Consider the following 17,128-nt stretch of genomic DNA (forward strand, 5'->3'; position numbering starts at 1 on the left):
AAAGCGCGCCGGCCGCAGCCGGCGCGGGATTAGACCAGCCACATGGCCAGGTTGGGCCAGAACAGCAGCGCGAACAGCACGCACAGCTGCAAGGCGATGAACGGCAGCAGCGAGACGAAGATGTCCTTGAGACTCACGCTCGGCGGCGCCACGCCCTTGAGGTAGAAGGCCGCGGGACCGAAGGGCGGCGACAGGAAGGACACCTGCATGTTCACGGCGAACAGGATGCCGAACCAGATCGGGCTGTAGCCCAGCTGCTCGATGATCGGCACGAAGATCGGCAGGGTCAGCATGGCCACGCCGATCCAGTCGAGGAACATGCCGAGCACCAGCAGGATGGCCATCATCACCAGGATGATCACGATGGGCGCCACGTCCAGGCCCATGATCATGCTCGAGATGAAGCGGTTGCCGCCCATCAGGTTGTAGACCCCGACCAGCGCCGCCGCGCCGATGCCGATCCAGATGATCATGCCGCAGGTGATCAGCGTCTGGCCCAGGCTCTCGTGCATGGTCTTGATCGAGAACTCGCCGCGCGCGACCACCGCCAGCAGCACGCCGAACACGCCCATCGCCGCCGCCTCGGTGACCGAGGCCACGCCGCCGTAGATCGAGCCCAGCACCAGCACGGCGATCAGCCCCGGCACGATGATCGCCTTGAGGGCCTGGCCCCGGCTGGCGAAGCCTTCCTCGCGGTCGGCGTCGGTCATCGGCGGCCCCATCGCGGGGTTGCGCAGGCAGCGCACCAGCACATAGCCGATGTAGGAGAGCATCAGGATCACCGCCGGGGTGATGGCCGCGGTGAACAGGTCGGCGATCGACTCGGAGGCGATCAGGCCGTAGATGATCAGCACGATGGACGGCGGCATCATGGTGCCCAGCGCCCCGCCGGCGCAGACCACGCCGATCGACAGGTGCTTGTCGTAGCCCAGCCGCAGCATCTGCGGCAGCGCCAGGATCCCCAGCAACACGATCTCGCCGCCGATGATGCCCGACAGCGCAGCCAGGAAGAAGGCCACCACGATGGTCTGCACCGCCACGCCGCCGGGCAGGCGACCGGCGAAGACGCGCATGGCATTGAACAGGTCCTTGGCGATCCCCGATCGGTCGAGCAACGAGGCCATCAGCACGAACATCGGTACCGCCACCAGCGAGTACTCGGTGACGAAGCCATAGACGCGACTGGTGACCAGCGGCAGGGCGTTGGGGCCGAACCAGCCGAAGGTGAAGGCCAACGCGACCAGACCGGTGATAAAGGCCAGCGGCAGGCCGGTGACCAGCAGGGCGAAGATCAGCCCCACCAGCAGGAGGGTTCCGTTGGCGATATCCATCAGGCGGTGCCCTCCATGTCATCGGGGTCGGGGGCCGGCTTGCCGCGCAGCGACTGCCCCAGGTGCAGCAGCGCCTGCACGCACATGATCGCCAGGGCCACCAGGATCATGCCCTTCACCAGGGCCGGGATGGGCGGGTTCCAGGCGGTGCCGGAACGCTCCAGCTGCCACTCCCCCAGCGGATTGTGGGAGGCATCCCAGAACATCACCGTGGCCGCGTAGGTCATGCCCAGGCAGAACAGGAAGGTCACCAGGTCATTGAAGCGATCGAGCCACAGCTTGGCCGTGGGGCCGACGCTGTCGTAGAGCACCCGCACCCGGATATGCCGATTGCAGGCCAGGGCCGCGGGGCCGCCGAGGGCGAAGCTCACCGCCACCAGCATGACCACGCTTTCATGCACCCAGGAGGTCGGCGAGCCGAAGGCGTAACGCATGATGACCTCGAAGACACTGATGACCATGGCGACGAACACCAGCCAGGCCGCCAGGCGACCACAGGCCATGACGCCGCGATCGAAGGCATTGCGCACCGGGTCGGTGGGGGCAACCTCGTCAGAGGCCGAGCCGCCCGCCGGGCGACGAGACTCTCGAGTCATGGGACTTCCTCAACGAAAGGGGCGGGCCATCCGCGCGGATGGCCCGAGGCGTGACAGCCGGCCGGCGGCATCTGCCGGCCGGACGGCTTACAGCAGGTTGTGGTTTTCCAGGTAGGCCACCACCGACTCGTAGAACTCGGCGGTGATCTCGTTCTTCTCGGCCCAGGTCGCCCACTCTTCCTTGGCAATGTTGCGGAACTTGGTACGCTCCTCCGCCGGCAGGTCGATGATCTCGATGTCCGGGTCCTGGCGCGCCTCGCGCACGGCCTCCAGGTCACGGGTCTTGAGCTCGGCGACCATCTCGTAGGCCAGGTCGTCCACCGAGGTCTCGAGGATCGCCTTGAGGTCCGCCGGCAGGCCGTCCCAGATGTCCTTGTTCAAGGACACCGCGACCATCGGCAGGGAGTGGAAGCCGGGATACAGCGGATAGGGCGCGAACTCGTGCAGGCCCTGGGACTGGTTGGTGGCGAACACCGTGTAGTCGGCGGCGTCGATCACGCCCTTCTCCAGCCCCGTGTAGACCTCGGAGCCCGGCAGATTGACCGGCGTGGCGCCGGCGGCCTCGAAGATGTTGTAGACCATGCCTTCCGGGGCGCGCAGCTTGAGGCCCTGCATGTCCTCGACCGAGCGGATCGGTTTGGTGGACGGCAGCGACTCCAGGCCGGTGGCCGCGGCGCCGATCAGGTGCAGACCGTAGGGCTCGACCAGCTTGTTGTAGAGCGCCTCGCCCCCGGCATGGTTCATGTAGTCGAGGAAGTCATAGGGATCGCTCCAGGCGCCGACCAGGTTGCCGATCATGCCAAAGGCCGGATCGCGGCCGGTGAAGTAGCTGGGATCGGTCAGGTGGCCCTGCAGGATGCCGGACTCGACGGCCTGCAGCGTCTGGTTGGCCTGGACCACGGCGCCCACCGGCAGGATCTCGATGGCGATGCGCCCGTCGGACATCTGCTCGACGTTGTCCGCCCAGGCCTTCTTCATCTCGAACTGCGGCTCCCCCGCGGTCTCGGAGGTCTGGAAGGTCCACTCGTACTCGGCGGCCTGGGCATTGACGGCCATGGCGCCGAGGACGGCGACGGTCAGGGTCTTGAGAGGCATGTTGAACATCATGAAGCTTCCTTATCGCTTGTTGTTGGGACATCGAGGGTGGAAAGGGAGGGCATCAGGCCTTCCAGGCCCAGATCCCGACCGGTGCGTTCCAGCACCGTGAGTGCCGCCGCGGCGGCCTGCTCCGGCTGACGCAGGCGGATCGCCTCCATCACCCGGCGATGACGTTCCATGCTGTCGTGCAGCTCGTCGGCGCTGTGGTTGGAGCGTTCCACCAGCAGCGCGATGGCGGGCTTGAGCACATGGCTGATCTGGGCCCAGACCAGGTTGTGCGACGCCGCGAAGATGGCCTCGTGGAAGGCCACGTCATGCTCGTCGTGGGACAGGCCCTGCCAGCGCAGGTCATCCTGCTCGAGGGCCTGGATCATGCCGTCGTAGGCGGACTCGATGGCCAGCAGGTCCGCTGCGGTGGCGTGCTCGGCCGCCAGGCGGGCGACGAAGGGTTCCACGGCGACCCGGAAGGCGAAGATCTCCCGCTGGATGCGCGGGTTGGGCTGGGCGAAGCGGGCCATCCAGGCACTGACCCGCGGATCGAGCAGGTGCCACTCCTGCAAGGGGCGTACCCGGGTGCCCTGCCCCGAGATCCGGGTCAGCAGCCCCGCCGCCACCAGGGTCTGCAGGGCGCTGCGCACCGTGCTGCGGCTGACGCCGAAGCGCTCGCAGAGATCCAGTTCCTTGGGCACGAAATCCCCCGGTGCATATTCCCCGCTGAAGATCGCCTCGGCGAGGAAGTCGGCAATATCGGGTCGCGTCGAGCGACGGGAGCTGTCGGGAGCTTGGGACATGGGATGCCTTTCAGAGGTCGCGGCCCTTGTCGGACCCTATGTTTTCTATGTCGGACATAGGGTCGAATAAATTCGGACTTGCTGCCTTTAGACTTTGGTCACCCCTTCCGGCCGGCAGGAAGGTTCGTGCCCGACATGTCCCGGAAGGCAACGCCGCTCCCAGGCCGGCCACCAGGCAGCCACGCCGGCTAGAAGCGGCCGGCTGCCCCGCGCCCCGGCGGGGAAGGGGCCTTGCCCAGCCAATGCCCCAGCCGCTCGCCGCGCGCGAGGCACCTGCTCAGGTACTGTCGGGTAGCGTGCTGGCCGGGCGAGTCATCCCGGGCCCAGCGGCGCAGGGTGGCGAGGAACAGCGTGGTCAGGGCGAGCTCCTCGAGCCGCGCGCGGCGACTGCCGTAGGGCGCCGCCAGATGGGCGGCCTGGCGCCACCACTGGACGGTGCGCGACAGGTCGAAGACCATCGGCAGCCAGGTGTGGGGGTGCGGCAGATGGGCCTTGGTGCGCAGCATCTGGACCGTGACGCGTCGGTGCTCGGCCAGGGCGTCAAGCCAGGCCAGCAGGCAATGTTCGAGACGCTCGCGGGGCGGCCAGTCGGTGAAGCCGCTCGGCGCGTCGGCGAGCATCGCCCGCCAGCCCTGCAGGAACCAGGCATTGGCCACGTCATCCAGGTCGCGGTAGTGATCGAGGATGCGGGCGGCGGGAATCCCCAGCCGGGCGGCCACTTCGGTCAGGGTGACGGCCGACCAGCCCACCTCCTCGGCGATCTGCAACGCCATGAACAGCACGCTGTCGGCCAGCTGGCGGTCCGGGGCCTCGTCATGCCGGCGATGCACGGGTGTCATGCTCATGGCCTTCCCTCCCACAGTGATGATCAGGTTTGCCTGATCACTACCTTAGGCGGAAATCGACAGGTGGCTGAAGCCGATCCGCAAATCGCTGCGCGAGGCCGGCCAGGGCGTCGCTGGGCGCCATCACGGACCGCCGGGGGCATGGCCTCGCGGGCCGGGGCGGCATCGGCCGTGGCTGTCATGCCTTGCGAACGGGGCTGCCGGCACTCGGACGAGGTGGACGGGTCGCTGGGCCGGGGCGACGCGCCCCCGAAGGCGCCACCCGGCTCAGCGTCTCGCCGGGTGGAAGGCCACGCGCCTGCGGATGCCCGGCCCGTTCCCCAGCCAGCCGCTGGCGGCGATCACCCCCAGGGTCACCAGCCCCAGCCCCATGAGGGTCGGCAGGGAAATGGCCTCGTCGAGCCACCACAGCGCCAGCAGAGTGGCGCTCACCGGCGTCAATGAACCGAGCACCGAGGCGGCCTCCGCTCCCAGGCGGCGAATCGCCAGGCCGACCATCAGCCCCGAGCCCAGCCCCACCAGCCCCCCCTGCACCAGCAACTGCGGCAGCCAGGTGATCGGCGACAGGTCCGGCAACGTCGACTCGCCAGGCCCGAGCAGCAGATAGAGCCCGGCGGCCAGGCCGTTGGGCACCGTCACCACGGCTGTGGCCTCCAGGGGCGCGAGGCCGCTCTGGCGCACGCTGAGGGTGAAGACCGCCCACATCAGGCTCGCCCACAGGAACATCAGCTGCCCCATGCCCAGGGTGGCGCTGTCCCGCCAGCCGTTCCACAGCAGGCAGATCACCCCGGCCAGCACCGCGACCAGTCCCCCGCAGCGCCAGCGCCCGAGGGGCTGGCGAAACACCAGAACCGCGATAAAGGTGACGAACAGGGGCGCCGCGCCGGGGATCAGGGTGCTGCCGTGGGCCACGGGGGCCCAGCTCATGCCCACGGCACCCAGCAGGAAGAATGGCACGCCGGCCCCCAGCACCATGCCGGCCAGCCACAGCGGGTTGACCGCACGGATCACCGTCCAGCGACGCCACAGCAGCGGCAACAGCACCAGGCCCGGCACGCCGTAGCGGAACAGCGTCAGGTCGAGGCGACCGATGGGGGACAGGGCCCCCTGGCGCAGCGACAGGAAGTAGGTCGACCAGATCAACACGGCAGCGAGCGCCGCACAGACGCCCAGCAGACGCTGGTCGGCATCGATCGGCAAGGGAGAGACATGGGTCAGGGGAAGGCGGGACACGGCAAAGCTCTGCAAGGCGGACAAGGACCTTCATTGTGCGCTACCCGGCCCGGGACAGGCGGGCAACCTCGCCCTGCTTTGCCGTTGCGCGTGGCATCCTGTATCAATATGGGTTGCCAAAGTGACATTTCGAGCCAACACATGCCCCAGCCTCCCCTCGACCGTATCGATCGCCGCCTGCTCGATGCCCTGCAGCGCGACGCCCGGCTGACCTCCGTCCAATTGGCCGAGCGTGTCGGCCTCTCCCCCTCGCCCTGTGCCCGGCGCATTCGACGGCTGGAACAGCAGGGCTGGATCAGCCATTATCGCGCCGTGCTCGACAAGTCCTGCCTGGGACTCGGCATCACCATCTTCGTGCAGGTGCGACTCAGCCAGCACCAGGACGTGCTGGTAGAACGCTTCGAGGCCGCCGTGCGCGACATGGCCGAGGTCATCGACTGCCATACGGTCTCGGGCGCCTTCGACTACCTGCTGCACGTCGTGACCCACGACCTGCCGGCCTATGAGCGCTGGGTGCGGCGGCTGCAGAAGCTGCCCATGATCAATACCGTGGACAGCAGCTTCGCCATCCGCGCCGTCAAGGACGACGGTCCACTGGACCTCGACGCCCTGCGCGGGCCAGGCTGACCGCTTCCCGGATGCCCGCCGTGCCTTCGGCCATGGGCCAGCTCGCGGGCCTTGGCGATCCCCCGGGCCGTCACGGGGAGTCCCGGACACTTGCCCGCGACGACCAATCAGGCACAATTCCTCCACGCCCCTCAGCCACCCGACGCGAACAGGATCAAGCGCCATGCCGGATCGACCGGTCACAGTCTTCGGCGGCACCGGCTTTCTCGGCGCCACCCTGGTACGCGAGCTGGTGGAGCTCGGCCGGCCGGTGCGCCTGGTGGCCCGGCGACCGGCGAGACCGGACTGGGCCGAACCCGGCGACCCCCTGGAGACCATCAGCGCCGATATCCGCGATGACGACGCGGTGGCCGCGGCGGTGGCAGGCGCCGGCGCGGTGGTCAATGCGGTCAGCCTCTACGTCGAGACCCGTCGACTGCACTTCGAGACCATCCATGTGGAGGGCGCGGGGCGTCTGGCGCGGTTGGCCCGGGAGGCCGGCGTGACCCGGCTGGTGCAGCTCTCGGGCATCGGCGCCGACAGCGGCTCGCCCTCGGCCTATGTGCGCGCCCGGGCACGGGGCGAGAGCGCGGTGCTCGATGCCATGCCCAAGGCCATCATCCTGCGACCCAGCGTGCTGTACGGCCCCCATGACGCCTTCCTCGCCACCCTGGCCCGGCTCACGCGGCTGCCGGCGATTCCACTGTTCGGTCGGGGCGAGACGCGCCTGCAACCCGTGCACGTGGTGGACGTGGCGCGGGCCATCGCCCACCTGACCGGCGCCGACGCCCCGCGGCGGCGGCTGTTCGAGCTGGGTGGGGCCGATGTGCTGAGCTACCGGGAGATCCTGGCGCTGGTGATGAGCCATCTGCACCGGGAGCGGCCCCTGGTCCCGGTGCCCTTCCTTGCCTGGCGGGCGCTGGCCATGCTGGCGGCGCCGCTGCCGGGCCCGCCGCTGACCCGCGACCAGGTGCTGCTCATGCAGCGCGACAACGTGGTCGGCGACGGTGTAGGCACCTTTGCCGACCTGGGCCTGGACGCCCGGTCACTGCGCGAGGCCCTGCCGGACAGCCTGCCCGTCGCCAACGCCTGAAAGCGCCGGCGGGAAGGACTAAGCTTCAGAACATGAAACTGTTCACGCTAGAGGCCAGCCGTGCCTTCGGCGAGAAGGTCGCGAGCGCGCTGGGCACCTCGCTGGCGGCCCACGAGGAGCGCGACTTCGAGGATGGTGAGCACAAGGCGCGTCCGCTGGAGAGCGTTCGCGGCGAAGATGTCTACGTGCTGCAGAGCCTCAACGGTGAGCCCCACCAGAGCCCCAACGACCGTCTCTGCCGCCTGCTGTTCTTCCTCGGCGCCGTGCGCGAGGCCGGCGCACGACGGGTCACCGCGGTGATGCCCTACCTCGCCTATGCCCGCAAGGATCGCCGCACCAAGAGCCGTGACCCGGTGACCTCCCGCTATCTCGCCATGCTGCTGGAGTCCATGGGCGTCGATGCGGTCATGACCCTCGAGGTCCACAACCCCGCCGCCTTCCAGAATGCCTTCCGTTGCCGGGCCTACCACCTGGACACCTATCGCCTGTTCGCCGAGCGCATCCTCCCCCACTGCGGGGACGACCCGCTGGTGGTGGCCTCCCCCGACCCCGGCGGCGTGAAGCGTGCCCAGGGCTTCCGGGAGATGCTGGAGGCCCAGTCGGGCCGGGGCATCGGCGCCGCCTACATGGAGAAGCGGCGCAGCGAGGGCCATGTCAGCGGCACCCTGCTGGCCGGTGAGGTCGACGGTGCCACCGTGCTGGTCATGGACGACCTGATCAGCTCGGGAGGCACCCTGCTGCGTGCCGCGCAGGCGTGCCTGGACCGCGGGGCAAAGCGCGTCTTCGGCCTGGCTGCCCACGGCCTGTTCGTGGGAGACGCCGAGCGGGTGATCGCCGACCCGCGGCTATCGAAGGTGCTGGTCACCGACAGCCTGCCGCCGACCCGGCTGCCTCCCCGGGTGGCCGAACGTCACCTGAAGGTGGTCAGCGCCGCGCCACTGTTCGCCGAGGCCATCCGCCGCCTCCATGGTGACGGCTCGCTCACCGACCTGCTCGGCGGCCCGGCCTGAGCCCGGCGCGGTTCAGTCCGGCATCGCCCACCGGACGGCCGACGCCGCCAGGGCCAGGTAGTCCCGGGCCAGGGGCTCCCAGGCCTCGGCATCGCGGGGATGGGGCTCCAGCAGGTGGGAAAGCGACAGCCGCGCCCGAAGGCAGGCGCGATAGGCGCGGTAGAAGGCCAGCACGCGGGGATCGGGGGCGTCCTCCAGTGCCTGGCCGACCCGCCGGAACAGCCGCTCGCCGATCCAGGCGCCTCCCAGCCGCTCGCACTCCAGCGCCAGCAGGCTCAGCTCGTCGAAGGGATCCACCAGACGCAGATTGCGGTTGAACTCCAGGCAATCGATGACCACCGGCGGCTCGACCAGGCAGACATGCTCGGGGCGCAGATCCCCATGCCCTTCCTTGATGCGGCCCTCCCGGACGCGCCGTCCCACCAGGTCCGGGGCCTCGTCCAGCAGACGATCCATACGATCCAGTACCGTCGCCACCCGGTCTCCGGGCATCGCGAAGCGGCGATCGGCCATGATCTCCCGGTTCTTCGCCTGTTCCCGGACGAAGCGGGCGACGTAGTCCTCGGCGGTCAGATCCTCGGCAGCGAGCCCGGCGTAGAAGTGCCCGAGCAGGTCGGCGAGCGCATCGATCCGCTCCGGGGCGACGTCGCCCCTGGCCAGGGCCTCGTCCAGCAGGCGATCTTCGGGCAAGCGACGCATCACCACCAGCCAGTCGACGACCCCCTCGCGACTCGACAGCGCCAGCGCCCCGCCGGCACCGCGGCCGAGGGGTTCGACCCCCAGGTAGACATCCGGCGCCAGGCGGCGGTTGAGGCGGATTTCCTCGCGGCACAGAAACTCCCGGGAGGCCAGTCGATGGCAGTCGCGGTGCCGGTACTCGACGGGCTTCTTGAGCTTGTAGACGCGCTCTCCCACCAGGAAGACGAAGGCCATGTGGGTTTCCTTGACCTCCACTTCCCCCTCGCCATCGGGGTAGGCCTGGGGCCGGGAGAGGTGCGCGACCTTGTCGCGCAGCGGCACCGCCGCCCTGCCGTTATCGGAACTCTCGTGTCTCGGCTTGGCCATCGCGTACCTCCGGCGTGCCGGTGGCGCCTTACACCTTCTTGATGAACGCCGACTTCAGTTTCATTGCCCCGATGCCGTCGATCTTGCAGTCGATATCATGAACACCGTCGACCAGGCGGATGTTCTTGACCTTGGTGCCGACCTTCACCACCGAGGAGGAGCCCTTGATCTTGAGATCCTTGATGACGGTGACGGTGTCACCATCGGCAAGCACATTGCCGTTGGCGTCGCGAATCACTGGGGCATCGTCCTCGCCCGAGGTGGCCTCTTTGGACCATTCATGGCCGCATTCCGGGCAGACGTACTGCAGGCCATCATCGTAGGTGAACTCGGAAGCACAGTCGGGACACGCCGGCATATCATTCATGGTAGGGGACCTCGGATGGGTTGGGGAGCCGGCAAGCCTACATGGTCGGCCTCGCGGGCACCATGTCGGGCTTTCCGGCCACCGGGAGAGCTGCTACGGTGACACCGATACTCCCTTGTTCAGGAGAAGCCGATGGACACCTCCGTCAACAACGTCGTCGCCCAATCCCAGGTCATGCAGCAGGCCCAGACCGCCCAGCAGGCCCAGATGCAGATCTTCAAGGCCGCGCTGGACACCCAGCAGCAGCAGGTGACGGCCCTGGTGGAGTCGGCCTCCGTCGAGCCCCGGCTGGCCCAGGACGGCAGCCTCGGGACCCGGATCGACACCTACGCCTGAGCGCCCCTGGCGTTCTCTGCGCCGTCTTTGCGCTGTACCGCGCCCCCTACCCGATAGCGCGAGCACCAGGCTCCCCCTGCCGCCTTGCCTCGCGTCGTTCCGCCCAGTACGAGACCGTGATGCCCGGCCCCTGGCGGGCCGACCGTCCGCCCCGACAGCCTGGCGGCTCGGCGAGCATGGGGAGCACCCGGTATCGCCCCTGCCCCGATTGAGCGCCAGCGACCACGCCGCGGGCGAGTCGACGGTCGCCCGAGCGGCGATGCCACGCTATGCTCCAAGGCCGGACGCCCAACAGCAGCAGAGAGGATGTCGATGAGATTCGCGATCATGGGAAGCGGCGGCGTAGGCGGTTACTTCGGTGCCCGCCTGGCCGAGGCCGGCGAGGCCGTCACCTTCATCGCCCGCGGCGAGCACCTGGCGGCGATCCGCCGCGACGGCCTGCGGGTCGTCAGCATCAAGGGGGATGTCACCATCGCCCCGGCCCGTGCCACCGATGACCCGGCCGAGGTCGGGGTGGTCGACGTGGTGCTGCTGGCGGTCAAGGCCTGGCAGGTGCCGACCGCCGCCGAGGTCATCCGCCCCCTGGTCGGCCCGGATACCCTGGTGCTGCCCCTGGAGAACGGCGTGGAGGCCGCCGACAGCCTGAGCGAAGTGCTCGGCGAGGCGGCGGTCCTGGACGGCCTGTGCGGCATCCTCGCCTGGCGCGAGGCACCGGGGATGATCCGCCATGCCGGCGTCGACCCCTTCGTGCGCTTCGGGACACGCCTGCCCGCGCAACGGGCCGGCGCCGAACGCCTGCTGGCCGCCTTCGACCGCACCATCGGCGTCAGCGCCGAGATGCCCGAGGACATCGAGGTGGCGGTATGGAGCAAGTTCCTGTTCATCTGTGCCATGAGCGGCATCGGCGCCATCACCCGCGCTCCGCTGGGGGTGACCCGCCAGCTGCCGGAGACCCGCGCGCTGATCGAGCAGATCCTCGCCGAGATCGAGGCGGTGGCGCGGGCCCGCGGCGTGGCCCTGCCGGCAGATGCCGTGGAACGCGCCATGGCCTTCATCGACGCGCTGCCGGCCCAGAGCACCGCCTCCATGCAACGCGACATCATGGAGGGGCGCCCCTCGGAGCTGGAAGCCCAGAACGGCGCCGTGGTGCGCCTGGGTCGGGCCGCCGGGGTGGCGACCCCGGTCAACGCCATGATCCATGCCGCCCTGCTGCCCCAGGAGAACTCCGCCCGCGGCGCCAAGGCCGAGACCTGGTAGGCAGCGCCGACGGCGGGTAGCCGGCGCCCCGGCAACGGTCCGGAGCATTGCGGACCTTCCGCCCCGCGACGCGCCGCGGGGCCGGTCAGCTGCCGCGCTCGCCCTTCCCCTGCCAGTCCAGTACCAGTCGTTGCCGCTTGTCGAGCCGGACCCGGCTCCCCAGGGGGCGGCTTTCCCGGTCGAGCACCCGGCACAGCCAGCGCGTCGCCTCCTCGTCGGCCCGCTCGAGGCGGAAGCGACGCAGCCGCATGGGCACCATGGTCAGCGATAGCAGCCGGCCATCGGCCTGGCACAGCACGGGGAAATACAGCAGCACCAGCTCTCCCCGGTAGCTCTCGAAGCCGCCGATGCCCTCGTAGTCGTTGATCAGGTCGCCGCAGCCGTAGAGGATCAGCTTGCCCTGGTGGACCTCGATGCCCAGGGGATGGTGGGAGGAATGCCCCCAGACCAGGTCCACGCCGGCGTCGTCGATCAGCCGCTGGGCGAAGGCCCGGTGCTGGGACGGCAGCGCATAGCCCCAGTTGCCGCCCCAGTGCAGGGAAACGATGGCCAGCTCTCCCGGGGGACGTCGCCGGATGCGGCGGGCGACCTCGCGAACGCCGGCATCGCCCGGACGGCGCAGCAGGTGGACCCCGGGGCGCGAGGAGGTGGCCTCCCAGCGCTGCGGCACGCCGCTACTCGGCAGGCCCAGGGCCAGCAGGCGCACCCGCCCGCCTGGCGTCGACAGGCCCAGCGGCGCCGTGGCCTCGTCGCGCTCCCGCCCGGCCCCGACATGCGCCAGGCCCGCCGCCTCCAGGGCCTCGAGGGTCTCCAGCAGGCCGGCCGCTCCCCAGTCCAGCACATGGTTGTTGGCCAGTGTACAGGCATCCACGCCCGCCGCCGTCAGTACGGGCAGGTTATCGGGGTGCATGCGGTAGTGGATGCCCTTGGGCTCGGCGGCCTCGCTGGTAGTGACCGCGGTCTCCAGGTTGATCAAGCGCAGGTCCGGGGCCTGCTCGGCCACTTCCGCCAGGGCATCGCCCCACACATAGGCGAAGTCGACCGGATAGGGGATAGGCCCATTGGCCGCCTCGGCCAGGCGGACATAGCCCCGGGCCGAGTCCATGCCGCCCTCGTACAGTCGCGGATCCCCGGGGTGGGGCAGGATCTGGTCGATGCCGCGCCCGGTCATCACATCACCGGTCAGCCACAGGCAGAGGTCGGACGAGGTGGCCATCCCTGCGTCTCCTACTCGCCGATATCCTCGTGCCACAGCTCGGGAGCGTCGGCGATGAAGCGCTCCATCAGGGCGATGCACTCCGGATCCTGCAGCACCTCGACCTCGACGCCGCGCTCCCGCAGCAGGGCCTCCTCGCCCAGGAAGGTGCGATTCTCGCCGATCACCACCCGCGGGATGCCGTAGAGCAGGATGGCGCCGGTGCACATGGCACAGGGGGAGAGGGTGGTGTAGAGGGTCGCGTCGCGATAGATCGCCCCCGGCTGCCGGCCGGCGTTATCCAGGGCATCCATCTCGCCGTGCAGTACCGCACTGCCCAGTTGCACGCGGCGATTGTGGCCACTGCCGAGGATCACCCCCTGGTGCACCAGGACCGCACCGATGGGGATGCCCCCCTCCGCAAGGCTGTCGCGCGCCTCCTTCAGGGCGGCCTTCATGAAGTGTTCCATGTCACGCCTCTCCGTTGCGTTGGCCTGGGCTCAGCCTACGCCGGCCGCCCCCGGGTCGACCAGCCCCAAGCGACGCCCGCCACGCGCCTGGCCTCCAGCCAAAGCCCAATAGACAGAAATAAAATCAAGTGAAACGCAAACTTTCCAGCATTCCTTGCCATTTATTCTCATTCATGAAGAATGACGCCCCGAATTCATCGAGAAAACGGGCAAAATCAAGATCATGGACGTCTCCCTCCCCACCCTCTTCACGGACCTCGTGGCCGCCGGCAACGGCCTGGTCTGGGGCAGCCTGCTGGTCTACCTGCTGATCGGCGCCGGCCTCTACTTCACCGTGATGACCCGCGGCATCCAGTTCCGCTACTTCGGCCACATGTTCACGCTGCTGCGCCACTCCCGCGAGGCCGACGGCGGCATCTCCTCCTTCCAGGCCCTGTCCACCAGCCTTGCGGCCCGGGTCGGCACCGGCAACCTGGCCGGGGTGGCGGTAGCGATCTTCTTCGGCGGCCCCGGCGCCATCTTCTGGATGTGGATGACCGCCCTGGTCGGCATGGCCACCAGCTTCGTCGAGTCCACCCTCGCCCAGGCCTTCAAGGTCGACCATGGCGACAAGACCTTCCGGGGCGGCCCGGCCCGCTACATCGAACGGGGCCTCGGCCTGCGCTGGCTGGCCGTGGCCTTCTCGGTGTGCCTGATCATCGCCTTCGGGCTGGCCTTCAACAGCGTGCAGGCCAACTCCATCGCCCAGGCCATGCAGGAGGCCTTTGCCCTGCCCACCTGGAGCGTCGGCCTGGGGCTGGTGGTCGTGGTGACTCCGATCATCTTCGGCGGCCTGAAGTCGATCGCCCGGGTCGCCGAGCTGGTCGTGCCGCTGATGGCCATCCTCTACCTGCTGCTGGCCATCGTGGTGGTCGCCCTCAATGCCGCGGAGCTGCCGGCGGCGCTGATGACCATCATCAAGAGCGCCTTCGGCCTCGAGCAGGCCGCCGGCGGAGCGGTGGGCTATGCCGTGTCCCAGGCCATCATGAACGGCATCAAGCGTGGGCTGTTCTCCAACGAGGCCGGCATGGGCTCGGCCCCCAACGCGGCGGCGACCGCCTCCACCCATCCCAATCACCCGGCCGCCCAGGGCTTTATCCAGATGCTCGGGGTCTTCCTCGACACCCTGGTGATCTGTACCGCCACCGCGGCCATCATCATCATGGCGGGCCCGGAGTTGCTGGCCAGCGACGAGGCCAACGGCATCCAGCTCACCCAGATCGCCCTGTCCCAGCAGGTCGGCGACTGGGGCGGCAAGTTCATCGCCGTGGCGATCCTGCTGTTCGCCTTCACCTCGGTGATCGCCAACTACTCCTACGGTGAGTCGAACATCGAGTACCTGGCCGGCCCCCGGCGTGCCGCCACCGCCATCCTGATCTACCGCCTGGCGGTGCTGGCCATGGTGATGATCGGCGCAGTGGCCAGCCTCAAGCCGATCTGGAGCTTCGCCGACCTGTCGATGGGTATGATGGCGCTGATCAACCTGGTGGCCATCCTGCTGCTCTCGCCGGTGGCCTTCGCGCTGTTCCGCGACTATGAGCGCCAGCTCAGGGCCGGTCAGGAACCCAGCTTCGACCCCGACCGCTTCCCGAGGCTGGCCGGCCGGGTGGACCCCAAGGCCTGGCCGCGGGGCGGCGACCGCCGCTGAGGCGGGCTCGCACAACGCCACGGCGCCGGCCGTGGCGTTGGCGCCCCGGGCGCGGCTCAGAGCGCCACGCCGAACCAGGCCTGGGCCAGGTAGCCGGTCAAGAATGCCAGGCCGGCCGCCGCGCCCCCCATCAGCAGCGTGCGCAGCCCCGACTGCCACACCGGCCGCTGGTAGACCAGGCTCTTGAGCATGCCGATCAGCAGGAACATCAAGGCGGCGATCGCCAGGCTGGCCAGGAAGCGATGCCAGGGCGCGATGCCGGGTAGCGCATAGGGCACCAGCGGCATCGCGCCCACCACCAGGAAGGCCAGGAAGGTCACCAGCGCCGAGCGCCACGGGCTCAGCGCGATGCGTTGCAGGCCATGCTCCTCGGTGAGCATGGTCTCCACCCACACCTCCCGGTCGCGGCTGATGGTCTCCACCACCCGCTGCAGCACCTCCCCCTCGAAGCCCTTGCGGGCATAGATCTGGCGGATCTCCTCCCGCTCGCCCTCGGGCACCAGGTCGATATGCTCGTGCTCGCGCTCCCGGGCGCGCTCCACGCCCTCGCGCTGTGCCTGGACCGCCTCGTAGTTGCTGATCGCCATGCTGAAGCCGTCAGCCAGCAAGTTGGCGAAGCCCAGCACCAGCGCCACCCGGGCCGAGAACCCCGCGCCAAAGGCCCCCGAGACTACCGCGAAGGTGGTCACGCAGCCATCGATGGCCCCGAGGATGGCATCCGGCGTGCTCTGGGCACGGGACGGCGCTTCGAGACGACGGCGGATCGCCTCGGGATCGTGGTGTTCCCTCAGCGCCTGCTGCTTGCTGCGCTTCATGCTGCCTCCTCGGCGACACGGGCTCCGGCCCCTTGTTGAAGGGTCGTCAGGGGCGGGCCGCCTGTCCAGGCGGCCGACAGCGGCGTCATTCCTCCTGCGACGCCCACCACTCGGCATAGGAGGAGTGCCGCGGGTGCTTGCCGCTCTCGTCCGGGGGGCCGTCGCCCAGGGCCGTCCTGACCGCCCGGCGAGCACGCATCAGCTCGCGGCCCCGAGCGCGACGCTCGTCCTCGTCGAGGCGCGGATCGGTCTTGCGCCACAGCCGGTCCCGGGCGACGAAATAGCGGCCGTCCGGCGTCTCGGGATGACGCATGGTGAGGTCTGCTGGCAACGCCTTGCTTACCCAAGCATACGCCCTTCCTCAGCGACTCGATGGACCAGCAGGGCTCGACCATGAAGAGTGCGACGCTATCTACCGAGCGATCACACCTGGCCCAGGGAGGCGAGCGCGCCGTTCCCGCCCTGGCTCGCCGCCCGCCAGACGATGTAGAGACAGGCGGCCATGCCCGTCGCATAGACGCCGGAGCGCCACCAGGCGAGATTGGCCGCATAGAGCAACGGATGCAGCAGGCGGCAGGCCAGGAACAGCCAGGCCGCCCCGTCGAGGCCGGCAAGGTCCAGCCCGCTGCCGATGGCGATGACGCACACGGCGGCAAACACGGCCAGCGACTCCCAGGCGTTGGCCTGGGCGGCATTCACCCGGGCACCCACGCCCGTAAGGCGCGCCTGCTGGCCCCGCGGATGGTGGTTGTCGAGACGCCCGAACTGGCGCACCCGATACAGCGCCCCGACCCAGGCCAGCAGGATCGGCAGCAGCGAGACGACGAAGAGGACATAGAGGATGAGGGGCATGCTTCCTTCCCTAGATGAGGTCATACGCGAGCGGGGCGAGGCACCGGCACTCTCCCGGCGGCACGGGCCTGGCCGGAGCCGGTCTTGCCTCAGTCGAGCCGGCCTTGCCGGGCCAGGCGACGCCGCACCCAGTGGCGATAACCCCAGGCCAGCAGGGGCTTGAGGCCCGGCAGGCCGATCACCCAGGCCAGGGGCCTGAGCACGGGCACGCGGCGCATCAGCAGGATATAGGCATCCAGGCCATTACACAGCCGACCGCGCTCGTCCTCGACATACAGGGAGCGCAGGGCATCGCGCGGGTCGATGCCTCGCTCACGCAGCCGAGCCGCGTGGCGCGTGACATCGATCCATGCCACTCCCGGGGCCCCGCCGGCCAGCCGCTCGTAGCGGCGCCGCTCGCGCCGGCAGATAGGACAGGCGGCGTCGTAGTAGACCTTCACGGTGGCTTGGTCGGTCATGCGCTCCTCGCGAGACGGGGTTG

20 protein-coding genes are annotated in these 17,128 nt (G+C 69.3%); 6 read left to right on the forward strand and 14 right to left on the reverse strand.

From position 1 onward, the window contains the following. Positions 1-29: 29 nt before the first annotated feature. The 6 genes from EKG36_RS12590 to EKG36_RS12615 all read right to left on the reverse strand — a co-directional run bounded on the left by EKG36_RS12590 (position 30) and on the right by EKG36_RS12615 (position 5,894). Entirely contained in the window at positions 30-1,331 is a 1,302-nt protein-coding gene (locus tag EKG36_RS12590) for a TRAP transporter large permease (RefSeq protein ID WP_126484591.1), read from the reverse strand. Next, on the reverse strand, positions 1,331-1,927 hold the full coding sequence (locus EKG36_RS12595; protein ID WP_126484593.1) for a TRAP transporter small permease subunit: 597 nt from the start codon (positions 1,925-1,927) through the stop codon (positions 1,331-1,333). Before EKG36_RS12595 ends, EKG36_RS12590 begins: the two co-directional genes overlap by 1 nt. 87 nt (positions 1,928-2,014) lie before the next feature. Next, positions 2,015-3,034, reverse strand: a complete 1,020-nt coding sequence (locus tag EKG36_RS12600) for a TRAP transporter substrate-binding protein (protein WP_126484595.1) — start codon at positions 3,032-3,034, stop codon at positions 2,015-2,017. Then, the gene (locus tag EKG36_RS12605; RefSeq protein WP_126484597.1) at positions 3,031-3,816 is read right to left on the reverse strand and encodes a FadR/GntR family transcriptional regulator; all 786 of its coding nucleotides are present in this window, start codon (positions 3,814-3,816) and stop codon (positions 3,031-3,033) included. The genes EKG36_RS12600 and EKG36_RS12605 overlap by 4 nt, the downstream gene beginning before the upstream one ends. Positions 3,817-4,004: 188 nt before the next feature. Further along, positions 4,005-4,661, reverse strand: a complete 657-nt coding sequence (locus tag EKG36_RS12610; RefSeq protein ID WP_126484599.1) for a TetR/AcrR family transcriptional regulator — start codon at positions 4,659-4,661, stop codon at positions 4,005-4,007. A gap of 267 nt (positions 4,662-4,928) precedes the next feature. After that, the gene (locus EKG36_RS12615) at positions 4,929-5,894 is read right to left on the reverse strand and encodes a DMT family transporter (protein WP_185827550.1); all 966 of its coding nucleotides are present in this window, start codon (positions 5,892-5,894) and stop codon (positions 4,929-4,931) included. A 141-nt stretch (positions 5,895-6,035) separates the two neighbouring features. Here EKG36_RS12615 and EKG36_RS12620 point away from each other — a divergent pair, with 141 nt between their 5' ends. The 3 genes from EKG36_RS12620 (at position 6,036) to EKG36_RS12630 (ending at position 8,603) form a co-directional block, all read left to right on the forward strand. Then, positions 6,036-6,521 (forward strand): Lrp/AsnC family transcriptional regulator, encoded by a 486-nt coding sequence (locus tag EKG36_RS12620; RefSeq protein WP_126484603.1) that lies wholly within the window; start codon positions 6,036-6,038, stop codon positions 6,519-6,521. A 163-nt stretch (positions 6,522-6,684) separates the two neighbouring features. Next, positions 6,685-7,593, forward strand: a complete 909-nt coding sequence (locus EKG36_RS12625; protein WP_126484605.1) for a complex I NDUFA9 subunit family protein — start codon at positions 6,685-6,687, stop codon at positions 7,591-7,593. Positions 7,594-7,625: 32 nt separating this feature from the next. Continuing rightward, positions 7,626-8,603, forward strand: coding sequence for a ribose-phosphate diphosphokinase (locus EKG36_RS12630; RefSeq protein ID WP_126484607.1), 978 nt, complete (start codon positions 7,626-7,628; stop codon positions 8,601-8,603). 12 nt (positions 8,604-8,615) lie between these two features. Here the strand turns inward: EKG36_RS12630 and EKG36_RS12635 are convergent, their stop codons facing one another. Both EKG36_RS12635 and EKG36_RS12640 read right to left on the reverse strand, forming a co-directional pair. Further along, entirely contained in the window at positions 8,616-9,668 is a 1,053-nt protein-coding gene (locus tag EKG36_RS12635; RefSeq protein WP_221766075.1) for a hypothetical protein, read from the reverse strand. Between the two features lie 28 nt (positions 9,669-9,696). Then, positions 9,697-10,035 carry a zinc ribbon domain-containing protein YjdM gene (locus EKG36_RS12640; RefSeq protein ID WP_126484609.1) on the reverse strand — a complete coding sequence of 113 codons (339 nt, stop codon included), beginning with the start codon at positions 10,033-10,035 and terminating at the stop codon, positions 9,697-9,699. A 132-nt stretch (positions 10,036-10,167) separates the two neighbouring features. On the opposite strand from EKG36_RS12640, the gene EKG36_RS12645 reads away from it, so the two are divergent. Together EKG36_RS12645 and EKG36_RS12650 are read left to right on the forward strand one after the other, a co-directional pair. Beyond that, the gene (locus tag EKG36_RS12645; protein WP_126484611.1) at positions 10,168-10,371 is read left to right on the forward strand and encodes a putative motility protein; all 204 of its coding nucleotides are present in this window, start codon (positions 10,168-10,170) and stop codon (positions 10,369-10,371) included. Between the two features lie 312 nt (positions 10,372-10,683). Then, positions 10,684-11,628 (forward strand): 2-dehydropantoate 2-reductase, encoded by a 945-nt coding sequence (locus EKG36_RS12650; protein WP_126484613.1) that lies wholly within the window; start codon positions 10,684-10,686, stop codon positions 11,626-11,628. An 85-nt stretch (positions 11,629-11,713) separates the two neighbouring features. On the opposite strand, the gene EKG36_RS12655 is transcribed toward EKG36_RS12650, so the two are convergent. Both EKG36_RS12655 and EKG36_RS12660 read right to left on the reverse strand, forming a co-directional pair. Next, positions 11,714-12,844: a CapA family protein gene (locus EKG36_RS12655; RefSeq protein WP_126484615.1), complete on the reverse strand. Its 1,131-nt coding sequence runs from the start codon at positions 12,842-12,844 to the stop codon at positions 11,714-11,716. A gap of 11 nt (positions 12,845-12,855) precedes the next feature. Further along, entirely contained in the window at positions 12,856-13,293 is a 438-nt protein-coding gene (locus EKG36_RS12660; protein ID WP_126484617.1) for a nucleoside deaminase, read from the reverse strand. Between the two features lie 223 nt (positions 13,294-13,516). Between EKG36_RS12660 and EKG36_RS12665 the strand changes: the two genes are divergently transcribed. Next, positions 13,517-14,980: an alanine/glycine:cation symporter family protein gene (locus tag EKG36_RS12665; protein WP_126484619.1), complete on the forward strand. Its 1,464-nt coding sequence runs from the start codon at positions 13,517-13,519 to the stop codon at positions 14,978-14,980. A 56-nt stretch (positions 14,981-15,036) separates the two neighbouring features. Here EKG36_RS12665 and EKG36_RS12670 read toward each other — a convergent pair whose 3' ends face one another. From EKG36_RS12670 to EKG36_RS12685, 4 genes are all read right to left on the reverse strand, one after another. After that, positions 15,037-15,795 carry a VIT1/CCC1 transporter family protein gene (locus EKG36_RS12670; protein WP_126484621.1) on the reverse strand — a complete coding sequence of 253 codons (759 nt, stop codon included), beginning with the start codon at positions 15,793-15,795 and terminating at the stop codon, positions 15,037-15,039. Between the two features lie 85 nt (positions 15,796-15,880). Further along, a complete protein-coding gene (locus tag EKG36_RS12675) occupies positions 15,881-16,108 on the reverse strand; it encodes a hypothetical protein (RefSeq protein ID WP_126484623.1) in 228 nt (75 codons plus the stop codon). Positions 16,109-16,218: 110 nt separating this feature from the next. Then, positions 16,219-16,647: an MAPEG family protein gene (locus EKG36_RS12680; protein WP_126484625.1), complete on the reverse strand. Its 429-nt coding sequence runs from the start codon at positions 16,645-16,647 to the stop codon at positions 16,219-16,221. An 89-nt stretch (positions 16,648-16,736) separates the two neighbouring features. Beyond that, a complete protein-coding gene (locus EKG36_RS12685) occupies positions 16,737-17,105 on the reverse strand; it encodes a thiol-disulfide oxidoreductase DCC family protein (protein ID WP_126484627.1) in 369 nt (122 codons plus the stop codon). Positions 17,106-17,128: the final 23 nt, after the last annotated feature.

Source organism: Halomonas nitroreducens (assembly GCF_003966155.1).
In the GTDB taxonomy this organism is placed as follows: Bacteria; Pseudomonadota; Gammaproteobacteria; order Pseudomonadales; family Halomonadaceae; genus Halomonas; species Halomonas nitroreducens.